Source organism: Neptunicoccus cionae, from assembly GCF_002860325.1.
Classification (GTDB): Bacteria; Pseudomonadota; Alphaproteobacteria; order Rhodobacterales; family Rhodobacteraceae; genus Amylibacter; species Amylibacter lutimaris.
This window is the reverse complement of the sequence record NZ_PKOJ01000002.1, coordinates 416,414-427,536: the sequence shown is the minus strand read 5'-3', so window position 1 is coordinate 427,536 and position 11,123 is coordinate 416,414. Positions and strand designations below refer to the sequence as shown.

At 55.2% G+C, this 11,123-nt stretch carries 12 protein-coding genes; 5 read left to right on the top strand and 7 right to left on the bottom strand.

Annotated features, from left to right (window positions below):
* Positions 1-49: 49 nt before the first annotated feature.
* A complete protein-coding gene (locus C0U40_RS07945) occupies positions 50-268 on the bottom strand; it encodes a YdcH family protein (protein ID WP_101655217.1) in 219 nt (72 codons plus the stop codon).
* 172 nt (positions 269-440) lie between these two features.
* On the opposite strand from C0U40_RS07945, the gene C0U40_RS07940 reads away from it, so the two are divergent.
* Positions 441-854, top strand: coding sequence for an Hsp20 family protein (locus C0U40_RS07940; RefSeq protein ID WP_101655216.1), 414 nt, complete (start codon positions 441-443; stop codon positions 852-854).
* An 11-nt stretch (positions 855-865) separates the two neighbouring features.
* Complete coding sequence (locus tag C0U40_RS07935) at positions 866-1,093, top strand: DUF1150 family protein (RefSeq protein ID WP_101655215.1); 228 nt, start codon at positions 866-868, stop codon at positions 1,091-1,093.
* Positions 1,094-1,648: 555 nt separating this feature from the next.
* Here the strand turns inward: C0U40_RS07935 and C0U40_RS07930 are convergent.
* Together C0U40_RS07930 and trxB are read right to left on the bottom strand one after the other, a co-directional pair.
* Positions 1,649-3,718, bottom strand: a complete 2,070-nt coding sequence (locus C0U40_RS07930; protein WP_101655214.1) for a bifunctional sulfate adenylyltransferase/adenylylsulfate kinase — start codon at positions 3,716-3,718, stop codon at positions 1,649-1,651.
* Between the two features lie 191 nt (positions 3,719-3,909).
* Complete coding sequence (trxB, locus tag C0U40_RS07925) at positions 3,910-4,851, bottom strand: thioredoxin-disulfide reductase (RefSeq protein WP_101655213.1); 942 nt, start codon at positions 4,849-4,851, stop codon at positions 3,910-3,912.
* Between the two features lie 203 nt (positions 4,852-5,054).
* Here trxB and C0U40_RS07920 point away from each other — a divergent pair, with 203 nt between their 5' ends.
* A complete protein-coding gene (locus tag C0U40_RS07920; RefSeq protein WP_069300861.1) occupies positions 5,055-5,552 on the top strand; it encodes an Lrp/AsnC family transcriptional regulator in 498 nt (165 codons plus the stop codon).
* A 450-nt stretch (positions 5,553-6,002) separates the two neighbouring features.
* Here the strand turns inward: C0U40_RS07920 and pgeF are convergent, their stop codons facing one another.
* The 3 genes from pgeF to lgt are packed head-to-tail and all read right to left on the bottom strand — an operon-like array spanning position 6,003 to position 8,703.
* Positions 6,003-6,761: a peptidoglycan editing factor PgeF gene (gene pgeF, locus C0U40_RS07915; RefSeq protein WP_101655212.1), complete on the bottom strand. Its 759-nt coding sequence runs from the start codon at positions 6,759-6,761 to the stop codon at positions 6,003-6,005.
* Between the two features lie 2 nt (positions 6,762-6,763).
* Positions 6,764-7,813 (bottom strand): class I SAM-dependent methyltransferase, encoded by a 1,050-nt coding sequence (locus tag C0U40_RS07910; protein ID WP_101655211.1) that lies wholly within the window; start codon positions 7,811-7,813, stop codon positions 6,764-6,766.
* Positions 7,810-8,703 carry a prolipoprotein diacylglyceryl transferase gene (lgt, locus tag C0U40_RS07905; protein ID WP_101655210.1) on the bottom strand — a complete coding sequence of 298 codons (894 nt, stop codon included), beginning with the start codon at positions 8,701-8,703 and terminating at the stop codon, positions 7,810-7,812. The genes C0U40_RS07910 and lgt overlap by 4 nt, the downstream gene beginning before the upstream one ends.
* A gap of 121 nt (positions 8,704-8,824) precedes the next feature.
* Between lgt and C0U40_RS07900 the strand changes: the two genes are divergently transcribed.
* Both C0U40_RS07900 and C0U40_RS07895 read left to right on the top strand, forming a co-directional pair.
* Positions 8,825-9,091: an accessory factor UbiK family protein gene (locus C0U40_RS07900; protein ID WP_101655209.1), complete on the top strand. Its 267-nt coding sequence runs from the start codon at positions 8,825-8,827 to the stop codon at positions 9,089-9,091.
* A gap of 116 nt (positions 9,092-9,207) precedes the next feature.
* A complete protein-coding gene (locus C0U40_RS07895; protein ID WP_101655208.1) occupies positions 9,208-10,113 on the top strand; it encodes a DMT family transporter in 906 nt (301 codons plus the stop codon).
* A gap of 11 nt (positions 10,114-10,124) precedes the next feature.
* Here C0U40_RS07895 and C0U40_RS07890 read toward each other — a convergent pair whose 3' ends face one another.
* The gene (locus C0U40_RS07890) at positions 10,125-10,916 is read right to left on the bottom strand and encodes a LytTR family DNA-binding domain-containing protein (RefSeq protein ID WP_180957655.1); all 792 of its coding nucleotides are present in this window, start codon (positions 10,914-10,916) and stop codon (positions 10,125-10,127) included.
* Positions 10,917-11,123 lie beyond the last annotated feature (207 nt).

Genomic DNA, 11,123 nt, shown 5'->3' with positions numbered 1-11,123 from the left:
AATTCCGCCTGTTTGGTAATGAAGGCCGCACTATAGGTAAAATGTTGGTTTAGGCAATAATGTCAGGGGTAATTTCATCTTCCAGACGCCGGATTTCGTCCTTGAGCGCCAGTTTCTGGCGCTTCAGCCGCTGTAGTGTAAGGGCGTCCGCGTGGCCATTGTCGTGCAATGCGTGGATGGCTTCGTCCAGATCCCTGTGTTCCTGCCGTCGGGTTTCCAGTTTGACGCGAAGCACCTCTGTGCGATCCATCTGCGGTGAAGCTGTCATAGAAGTCCTGAAATTTATGTCCCGAGCATTCATCTTAACGTGATCTGAAAGGGCTTAACAACCAATCGTTTCAATAAGTTCTTGAGAATCCGGCGGGGCCACCCCATATTCCTTTAAGGGTCGCCGCTTTTGGGGCTCTGAAAAAGTCGCTTAACCGTAAAGGGCTTACTGTATGACAAAGATCTCTTTTGCCTCGCATCCGTTTTTGCTCGGGTTCGAACAACTCGACCGCTTGGTCGAGCGCACCGCGAAATCGGGCAACGAAGGCTATCCCCCTTATAATATTGAACAAAGTGCGGATGATTCCTATCGCATCACTTTGGCCGTTGCCGGTTTTCGTGAAGAGGATCTGGCGATCACTCTGGAAAACGCGCAATTGGTTATTCGCGGGCGTCAGGTGGATGACAGTGAGGGACGCGTGTTCCTGCACCGCGGAATCGCGGCGCGCCAGTTCCAGCGCTCCTTTGTGCTGGCAGAAGGCGTAGAAGTCGCTGGCGCGTCGATGGAGAACGGGCTGTTGCATGTGGATTTGCGCCGTTCGGTTCCCGAAACGGTGGTTCAAACCATCGAAATCAATAACAAGTAGGAGGCACGATCATGGACGTTAAATTTAATTTCCCATTCAAATTCGATGCCCGCACGGTTTATGTGCGGCCGGTAGAGTTTTCGGATCTGCCCGAAGATCTGCGGCGGCAGTTGAACGGGGATGAGCATATCTATGCCATTCACTCTGAAAACGGGGAACGTTTGGCGCTGGCCAAAGATCGTGACATCGCCTTCGCACTGGCCCGTACCAACGAGTTTGAACCCGTAAGTGTTCACTAAGGTGAAGTGTTTTCGAAACCGTTAAGCAGAAAGATCAAAGCGGGTGCCGGCCCGCTTTGGTCATTTTGTTCTGTTTGATGCACGCGCCTCTACCGGTCTGGCCTGAAACCGGTTGGCTGGCTTTCCGAAATACTGGCTTTCGGACCGGCCTTCACTTGCTTTGGCGCTGTTAGGGTGGAGGGGGGCCGGTTTTGGAATGCCTGTTAAAAGCTGGTGGAAACCAGCCTTGAAACGGATAAGGCGCTCTCTCCATCCGATGTTTGATTTGTTTTTTTGCTTTGGTGCTGGAAATTCCTTGCGCACCGGGGGGAATGCAGGACGGCTTTTGGCTTGACCGGCCGCAGGGGCTTTGGTCAGGCCGGATGGAACTGGCATACTCTTAACTCCGATATTCATAACAAAGGGCGCTACATGCCCCTGACTTTAGGTAAAGTTACGGGTGGATTGTGTCGAAACTTTGAATAAATCGGTCAGGCTTTAAGGAATTTTCAGGCAATTTGCAGAGACAAAAAACCCGGCTCAGTGGCCGGGTTTTTCGAATTTTTGATCTTTGGATCAGGCGGCGATCAGCCCCATGCTTTCCAGCTTCAGCAGAACCTGATGGGCGCAGTTGTCCACATCTGTGTTCTCTGTTTCGATCCGCAGCTCAGGGTTTTCCGGAACGTCATAAGGATCTGAAATCCCTGTGAATTCCTTGATTTTGCCTTCGCGCGCTAGTTTGTACAGGCCCTTGCGGTCACGGCGTTCGCATTCCTCGATAGAGGTTGCAACATGGACTTCAATAAAGGCACCGAACTGTTCGATTTCCTCGCGAACCGCACGGCGGGTGGTCGCATAAGGCGCGATGGGCGCACAGATCGCGATACCACCGTTTTTGGTGATCTCGGAGGCCACGTAGCCGATGCGACGGATGTTCAGATCGCGGTGCTCTTTAGAAAAGCCGAGTTCCGAAGACAGGTTTTTACGAACCAGATCACCATCCAGCAGGGTTGTCGGACGACCGCCCATTTCCATCAGTTTCACCATCAGAGCGTTGGCGATTGTGGATTTGCCGGAACCGGAGAAACCGGTGAAGAACACGGTAAAGCCCTGTTTCGCCCGTGGTGGACGGGTGCGGCGCAGTTCTGTCACAACAGCAGGGAAGGAGAACCATTCAGGGATTTCCAGACCTTCGGACAGACGGCGGCGCAATTCTGTGCCGGAGATGTTCAGGATGGTCACGTCATCCTTATCTTCGATTTCATCCGCAGGTTCGTATTGTGCGCGGTCCTGCACGTAAACCATGTGTTTGAAATCGACCATTTTGATGCCCATTTCTTCTTCATGGGTGCGGAAGAGTTCCTGCGCATCGTAAGGACCGTAGAAATCCTCGCCCTGGCTGTTGTTGCCCGGGCCTGCGTGGTCGCGGCCAACGATGAAGTGGGTGCAGCCGTGGTTTTTGCGGATCAGACCGTGCCAGACAGCCTCACGCGGGCCGGCCATGCGCATGGCAAGGTTCAGCAGCGACATGGAGGTTGTCGATGCGGGGTATTGATCCAGAACAGCCTCGTAGCAGCGCACGCGGGTGAAGTGATCGATGTCGCCCGGCTTTGTCAGGCCGACAACAGGATGGATCAGCAGGTTGGCCTGTGCCTCTTTTGCGGCGCGGAAGGTCAGTTCCTGATGGGCGCGGTGCAGCGGGTTACGTGTCTGGAACGCAACCACTTTGCGCCAGCCCATTTTGCGGAAATAGGCGCGCAATTCGTTCGGGGTGTTGCGACGGGCGCGGAAGTCGTAGTGCATCGGTTGCTGGATGCCGATGATCGGGCCGCCAAGGTAGAATTCACCGGCAGTGTTGTGCAGGTAGTTTACGGCAGGGTGGGCCAGATCGTCCGCACCGAAGACTTTTTCAGCTTCGCGCGCTTTGTCTGGTGCCCAGTTGTCTGTCACAGACATCACCGCGAGAATAACGCCTTCAGGGTCGCGCAGCGCAATATCCTGACCGATTTCAACGGATTCAGCAAAGGATTTTGGAACGTCGAGCGTGATTGGCATTGGCCAGAGAGATCCGTCTGCCAGACGCATGTTTTCAACAACGCCCTCGTAATCTTCTTGCGACAGGAAGCCCTTAAGCGGGTTGAAGCCGCCGTTCATCAGCAGTTCCAGATCGCAAACCTGACGGGCTGTCAGATCCCAAGACGGCAGTTGCGCCGCTTCGAATTTCATCTTTTCGGCACTGTCGTGAGAGACGTAAAGCTCCGAAATAGGGGCGAGATTGTTTTCCATCATTATAGTCCTGTGTTTAAGTGGAACCAGATTAGAGGTGGTTCCGGTCAATTCGGCATGCAGCGCGTCATATTCCGCGAATTTACGTGCCAGAAATCTGTCAGTGAGCCGGATTTTCTCCGCCTCACCCCTTGAGGTAAGCGTGTAGGTGAACCGCTGGCGCTTGTCCGGTCCGTTGCGGTCGCTGATCCTGACCAGCTGGGCTTCGGTTGCGGATTTCAACAGTGCATTCAGGCGCCCCAAAGACACCCCGATCCCAGCGGCAAGTGCGCGCTGCGAGGCGTCGGAAGAACGATCAATCTGGCGTAAAAGCCGGAAGAGCTGATCTTCTTCATCGTGATTGGGTTTTGCGCTTTGCAATTTCCGTTCCTGCGAATCAAAGTATGTTCACGCGTGAACGCATCGCATAAATGGCGTTATAGACAAAGTGTTTTTTGCGAGTTCGGGTGGATAAAGCGAAATGTGACTCAGGTGCCACAGGGAAAACGGATGAAATAAAAAAGCCCTGACGGTGTGCGTCAGGGCTTATCGTTCTCAGGTTTAAAGCGGCTTTACTCGTTTTCTGCCAGAAAACGTTCCGCCTCAAGTGCTGCCATACAGCCCATTCCTGCGCTGGTCACAGCCTGACGGTACTGGTGGTCGGTCAGATCGCCTGCCGCGAACACGCCGGGAATGGATGTCGCAGTGCTGTCCGGCTTGGTTTTCACATAGCCGCCCATATGGGTTTCCAACTGATCTACAACCAGCTCGCTGGCTGGGGCGTGACCGATGGCGACAAAGACACCTTTACAAGGGATCTCGGTAATCTCACCGGTTTTTGTGTGTTTGACCTTCACGCCTTCTACGCCAAGGGGATCTTCGGTGCCGATAACTTCTTCCAACTCGTGGAACCAGAGGGGTTCGATCTTGGGGTTCTTTTCCAGACGGTCGATCAGGATTTTCTCTGCCCGCAGTTCATCGCGGCGGTGGATCAGGGTAACCTTGCTGGCAAAGTTTGTCAGGAACAGGGCTTCTTCAACAGCCGTGTTGCCGCCACCGATCACCACGATTTCCTGTCCGCGGTAAAAGAAGCCGTCACAGGTGGCACAGGCCGAGACGCCAAAGCCCTTGAATTTTTCCTCTGTTGGCAGGCCGAGCCATTTTGCACGTGCGCCAGTGGCGAGAATAACTGCATCTGCTGTATAGGTTGTACCGCTGTCACCTTTCGCTGTGAAAGGGCGGTTGGACAGGTCAAGATCGGTGATGATGTCGCCTACGATTTCACAGCCCATGGCTTTGGCGTGGGCTTCCATACGGATCATCAGATCGGGGCCCTGAACTTCGGTATCGCCGGGCCAGTTTTCCACTTCGGTGGTGGTGGTGAGCTGTCCGCCCGGCTCAATACCTTGTACCAACAGGGGCTCGACCATAGCGCGGGCACCATATACGCCGGCGGTATAGCCGGCAGGGCCGGAGCCGATGATCAACAGGCGGGTGTGGCGGGTCTCTGACATGGGGGAATCTCCGGTCGGTCTTTTGGGTTTTGCCTTATATAAGGACGCAGGGGGCGAAGGGAAAGCAGGGGATTGTCACGCTGTTGCGATTACCTGAAGACTGGGGTAGGTGGCGGCCACGGAAATAATATTGCGCAGCTGCGAAATATTATTGCGCAGCAGATGCGTTCTGCGTAATTTGCCGCGACGGCTGTGGAGATATTATGCCTACAATCAAACTTGATCCCATTGATCGCAAAATTCTGGCCGAGTTGCAGAATGACGGACGCATGACAAATGTGGAACTGGCCAAACGGGTCGGTATTTCCGCGCCACCCTGTCTGCGCCGTGTTCGCACACTGGAAGAAAGCGGCTTCATACGCGGCTATCACGCCGAGGTGGACGAGCGGGTATTAGGGTTCGAAGTCAAGGTCTTCGCTATGGTTGGGCTGCATTCCCAAGCGGAAGTGGACCTGAGCGCATTTGAAGCCCAGTGCCGCGAATGGCCACTGGTGCGAGAGTGTCACATGCTGAACGGGGAAACCGATTTCATCCTGAAATGCGTGGCACCGGACCTGACGACGTTCCAGACCTTTCTGACGAACCATCTGACCGCCGCTGAAAACGTGGCGAGTGTAAAAACCTCGCTGGTGATCCGTGGTGCAAAAGACGAACCGGGGGTGCCGTTCAGCATTCTGGAAGCCCGCTCGGTTGACGATTGAAGCACCGGTTTTCAGAAATCCGACATTTCAAATAAAAAAGCCCCCGCCACTAGGGCAGGGGTTACTTTCAGGGGGGACGTGCACCGTCGTCCTGAGGGAATTCTCCGGCGGTTTACCCGCGTTTAGCTGGCTGCTTTCAGCTTTTCTTTTTTGGACATTTCAGCTGATTCTTTAAGAACCCATTTCATCCAGCGATTGTTCTTTTTCATCTGTCTTACTCCAAGAGAGTTATTGTTTCGTTAAGACAGTTCTACCGCCGGATTGCGCCGTAAACTGTTCCGGATAAAGGTTGTTTTGTGAAACCTGCCGGAATGCGCGGGTAGAATGTGGCAGCGGTCCGGTTTCCGCCAACACATTGACTCTTAACGGATTTGAGTGGTTCAAACGGAAGACGCAGAATTCAAATGTGGCCGAATGCGACGCGTATTCGTCACATTGTTTCGCAAATGGCTACAATATGATGGCCGAGATCAACCGCCCGTAATCCGCTTCCTTGCGATGGGTGGTGCGCCGGTAGGAAAAGAACCTGTTTTCGTCCAGATAGGTGCAATGTCCGATCCAATGCGCCTCTGCCAGTCCTGTTTCACGCAACTGGTGCAGGCAGAAACCGGGCAGATCAAAGAGATAGCGGTCCTCTGTTCCGTTTGTGAAAAAACGGGTGAAGTCGGGGTCTTCATCCATGAACTGTTCAAAAAATTCAGGGCCGACCTCGTAATTGCGCTGGCTGATACAGGGGCCGATGCTGGCCTTGATGTCTTCCCGCTTTGCACCCAGCTTCACCATCGCGTCCACTGTTTCGGAAATGACGCCGCCCACCGCGCCTTTCCAGCCGGAATGGGCAGCACCGATGACACCGGCGTTCGCGTCGGCAAAAAGGATCGGTGCGCAATCAGCAGCAAGAACCGACAGGCCCACACCCTTTTCCGCAGTAACAAGTGCATCTGCTTCAGGGCGTTCGGTGGCGTTTTGCGCGGTCACCACATGGACTTTATCGGAATGGATCTGGTGAACCCCTGCCAGCATGTCATTCGTGGTGCCCATCGCTTTGGCAGCCATCTTTCGGTTCAGGCTCACAACCTCGCGCTGGTCGCTGGAGCCCAGACCGCAGTTCAAGCCGCTGAAGATGCCCGAAGAGGCGCCGCCGCGACGGGTGAAAAAACCGTGGCGGACCGGAGCCAGCGTGTCAGAAGTCAGAATTTCCAGTGTCATGCCTAAAACCCCGCCGGTGTTGTCCCGCCTTCCGGCAGGATTGCCATTACCTTGAATAACTCGCCCATTTCATCGGGATGCGTCAAGCGGTGATGGGCTGCGATATGGGTTTCCAGTTTTTCTCCGGTCAGCCGTCCGGCCAAGGCCTGTGCACGGGCAGTTATGCCCAACCGTTCCAGAAAGGCGCCCTGTGGAACAGGGCCGCAGACCTGCGCGTCGCGGACGGCGTCTTTCAGTGCGGAAAAGTTTACATGGGCAGTCAGATCTGCCTGACCGGGCATGCTGAGAGGATCTACCTTTTGATGGGCGCGCAATGCCTGCAATGTATCGCCTCCGCCCGATCCGCCATAGTCGCAGATCAGGGCGCAGCCGGATTGTTGCGCGATCACAGCAGCGATATCCTGTACTACGGCGTTCGCAGCAGGGCAAAGCTCGACAATAGTGCCGGCGGCGGCGTCTTTTGGCAGTTCTGTTGCAACCGCACCGGCGGGGCGGCGACCAAAGACAAGCTGCCCGTCCTGCGCGGCAATAACCTGTTCGTCCCAGCCGCCTTCCGTGGCGATAAACTGGTTAATCGGCAGACAGTCGAGAAATTCGTTTGCCATCAGAAACAGGGGCAGGGCGGGCAGGTCCGTGGTTGATGCGATCCACTTCGGATCAAATTCACCCAGACGCGCCTGTTGTTGGGCTTTCAGATGCGGGTTCACCTCGCACAGGTGTAATCTTGCGGCCTGATGAAACCCCGGAACGGATTTCGTCGCCCGCAGAATATCTTCCATCAACTGGCCTGATCCTGGGCCCAGTTCCGCTAGACAGAACGGATCGGGTGCGCCCTGATCCAGCCAGTTCTGTGCAAGGCACAGACCGATCATTTCGCCAAACATCTGGCTGATTTCCGGAGCGGTGATGAAATCCCCGCCACGTCCCAGCGGTTTGGCCTGCGTGTAATAGCCGTGATCGGGGTGGTAGAGACACTGGGTCATATATTCCGAAATGCTTAGCGTGCCGAGCCGCGCGATCTGGCGCAGCAGTATATCCTTCAGAGCAGTCATTTTCGGCGCACATAGATCAGCATGGCAATCCCGAAGGCGATCATCGGCAGGGAGAGAAGCTGCCCCATTGTCAGGCCGAAACTGTCAGGGTTCTGCCCGAAGCGCAGCACATGGCCCCAAGGATTGGAAAAATCGGTGAATTGGGAATCGCCCTGACGGAAAAATTCCACAACAAAACGCGACAGTCCGTAGCCCGCAAAGAACAGCGCGGTCAGGGCACCGGGCGTTTTCAGCCAGCCGCGCCGGTATGCGAGGTACCCGAGCAGGGCAAAAAGGACCACGCCTTCCAGCAGGGCTTCATACAGTTGTGAAGGATGGCGTGCGCAAACGCTTTCGGTCCAGCCGATCGGACAGTCCGGTGTGTTTGGAAAAACCACGCCCCAAGGCGCAGTAGTGGGGCGGCCCCAAAGTTCGCCGTTGATAAAGTTGGCAACCCGACCAAGCCCCAGACCGATAGGCACCCCGATCGCCAGAATATCGCCCAGCGAGAATAGGGGAATAAAGTGTTTTCGGGCATATATTAGGGCTGCGACGACGACACCGGCAAAACCGCCGTGGAAGGACATGCCGCCCTCCCAGACCCGCAGGATCATCGCCGGATCGTCCAGATAGGCGCCCTTGGAATAGAACAGCACATAGCCCAGACGCCCGCCCAAAATCACACCAATGATGGCCCATGTCAGGAAATCCTCGGTATGTTTGGGGGTCATGGGCGGGGTATTCCCCATCCAGAGATAATCCCGCCGCAGTGCACGATTTGCCCAGCCCCACGCCAGAAGGAATCCGGCAATATAGGCCAGCGCATACCAGCGGATCGCCAGCGTAAAGCCCATGATGTCGAAAGAAATAAGAACCGGATCAATGTCGGGAAAGGGGAGAGCTGCTATCATCGGAATGCCTTTTTTCCGGCCGCATCACGGGGCGAAGGGTCGCGTTCCGCTTTTGGGGCTTTGCTTTTGCCTGTTTCGACCCCATATAACGATGAAACACAGCAATGATAAGGGGGCCGCTATGCAGACCCGTAACAAACTGTTTGAAGATCTCAGTCAGGTGATGACAAACGCAATGGGCGTTGCACAAGGTGCGCGCACAGAGGCGGAAACGGCGATGAAAAGCTGGATGGACCGTTGGCTGGCCGACCGTGATTTTGTGAGCCGTGAGGAATTTGACGCCGTGCGTCTGATGGCACAAAAAGCCCGCGAAGAAAACGCGGCCCTTTCCGCACGTCTTGATGCGCTGGAAGGCAAGTCAAACAAAAAGCCTGCCGCCAAGAAGTAAGTGAGCTTCGGGCTGATTGCATTATCGGGTGCCTTCTCAGGCTCTCTTTTTTGACGATTGGCTCTCGACCTATGGATGGGGGCGTGGTTTTAAGGGTCAAGCGAAAGGCTTGATCCATGGATCTCTGGATTCTTATCAGTATTGGCGCAGCGTTCAGTCAGAACCTGCGCTTTATGTTGCAAAAACACCTGAAAGCCACGGGGCTGAGCACAGCAGGCGCGACATTTGCGCGGTTTCTCTTTGCTGCACCGCTTGCGGCAGTTTTGCTTTGGGGGCTCGCCACCGCCAATGGCTGGCAGCTTCCCTCTCTGTCCCCTCGATTCTTCTGGTTTGCAGGGATCGGTGGTGTGGCGCAAATCCTTGCCACAATGTGCGTCGTTGCGCTTTTTTCCCGTCGCAACTTTGCCGTTGGCATCACCTTCAAGAAAACCGAGACGATCCAGACTGCCTTGATTGGCATGATTGTTCTGGGGGAGGGTGTTTCCGGCGCTGGGCTTCTTGCAATCGTGATCGGGCTGGTTGGTGTGATCCTGCTGTCCGACCCGCCAGAGCAGCAGGGCAGAGGCGGGTGGCGCCGTTATTTCAACGGGGCCGCGGGTCTGGGGCTGGCGTCTGGTGCGCTGTTCGGGGTGTCTGCCATCGGCTATCGGGGGGCGTCCCTGTCTTTGGGCGACTCACATTTTCTGCTGCGCTCGGTCTTTACCCTTATGTGCGTGACGACCTTCCAGACCGTTATTATGTCCGCATGGCTGTCTCTGCGGGAAAAGGGTGAAATCGCCAAAGTATTGCATCACTGGCGGGTTACAGCGCTGGTTGGTCTGTCCGGTATGATCGGATCGCTTGGCTGGTTCACGGCTTTTACCCTGCAAAACGCGGCATATGTGAAGGCGGTCGGTCAGGTAGAACTGATCTTTTCCTTTCTTGCTTCAACCCTGTTCTTCAAAGAAACCACAACCCTGCGGGAATTGGCAGGTATCGTATTCGTGGTGCTGTCGATTCTGGTGCTCGTGCTGTTCCTGTAAAGGACTTGCCGCTAAATCATGCCCGCCGCCCTGAGTTCGGGGCGATAGCTGCGGGACACCGGTACATCTGTGCCATCGGACATGCGCAGCCATACCTTGCGGTCCCTTTTGATGACATCGGTGACTTCGTTGAAGTTTACCCAGTGGGAGCGGTGCACCTGAGAGCCGTCAAAACTTTCCAGCATCTGTGTCGCATCGGACAGCCGCATCAACAACAGTTTCGGTCCTTTTTCGGTGTGCACCTCGACATAGTGGTCGGCGCTCTGCATCCGGACCAATTTGCTGCCGGCGTCCGGCCCGAGCTTGCGCAGGATCAGCCGTGCAGCCTGTGTGCTGCCGCCGTGGGTGAACTGCTCTCGCACGATGTTACTGCCGCGGATTATGAAGAAGAAAACAGGCATCAGGAAGATACCGACCATCATGTTCAGGAGATACCAGCGCAGATCTGCACGGGAGAGAACACTGCCCGAAATATCCACCGCGATCAGTGCCAACCCGAGGCTTAACGCCCCGACGACAACACAGATTAGCGACAGTGCTGCGATTCGTTTGACAACAGGACTGTCGGGATACATCCGCGTCAGCGTCAGAAAACCCAGCCGGTACAAGGGGTAAACGATCAGAATACACATCAGGATGACGGCAATATTCTTGAGCGATACCGGAGATTGCGACGAAAGCATCGGCGGTAAAGCGTTCAATACGATCAGAACGGTGTAGAGGCAGCTGGCCAGCCACATAACAGCAGGCAGCGCATGCAGCACATTTCTGTCCCGACCGGAAAAAACGATGTGAATATTCATGGGTTTTCCCGTTTTATTGGGGGTTTTAGCGTCTTTCTTAGGATGGGAAAGGAATCTGGCGGAAATGTGTCGGTCGCAGGGCGGTGCTGTGTTCAGTCCGTGGCGGCCATTAGACGCTTCGCGAACGGTGCAGGTCAAAAAGCGGGTGTACATTTCACGAACCGCCAAATTGAAATTCGGAAAGAGGTGTGCATTTGGCGAAGAATA

What these genes read in the sequence shown, in the direction of transcription:
- C0U40_RS07945 (WP_101655217.1), bottom strand. Translation starts at nt 268, where the DNA reads ATGACAGCTTCACCGCAGATGGATCGCACAGAGGTGCTTCGCGTCAAA.
- C0U40_RS07940 (WP_101655216.1), top strand. Translation starts at nt 441, where the DNA reads ATGACAAAGATCTCTTTTGCCTCGCATCCGTTTTTGCTCGGGTTCGAA.
- C0U40_RS07935 (WP_101655215.1), top strand. Translation starts at nt 866, where the DNA reads ATGGACGTTAAATTTAATTTCCCATTCAAATTCGATGCCCGCACGGTT.
- trxB (WP_101655213.1), bottom strand. Translation starts at nt 4,851, where the DNA reads ATGTCAGAGACCCGCCACACCCGCCTGTTGATCATCGGCTCCGGCCCT.
- C0U40_RS07920 (WP_069300861.1), top strand. Translation starts at nt 5,055, where the DNA reads ATGCCTACAATCAAACTTGATCCCATTGATCGCAAAATTCTGGCCGAG.
- pgeF (WP_101655212.1), bottom strand. Translation starts at nt 6,761, where the DNA reads ATGACACTGGAAATTCTGACTTCTGACACGCTGGCTCCGGTCCGCCAC.
- C0U40_RS07910 (WP_101655211.1), bottom strand. Translation starts at nt 7,813, where the DNA reads ATGACTGCTCTGAAGGATATACTGCTGCGCCAGATCGCGCGGCTCGGC.
- lgt (WP_101655210.1), bottom strand. Translation starts at nt 8,703, where the DNA reads ATGATAGCAGCTCTCCCCTTTCCCGACATTGATCCGGTTCTTATTTCT.
- C0U40_RS07900 (WP_101655209.1), top strand. Translation starts at nt 8,825, where the DNA reads ATGCAGACCCGTAACAAACTGTTTGAAGATCTCAGTCAGGTGATGACA.
- C0U40_RS07895 (WP_101655208.1), top strand. Translation starts at nt 9,208, where the DNA reads ATGGATCTCTGGATTCTTATCAGTATTGGCGCAGCGTTCAGTCAGAAC.
- C0U40_RS07890 (WP_180957655.1), bottom strand. Translation starts at nt 10,916, where the DNA reads ATGAATATTCACATCGTTTTTTCCGGTCGGGACAGAAATGTGCTGCAT.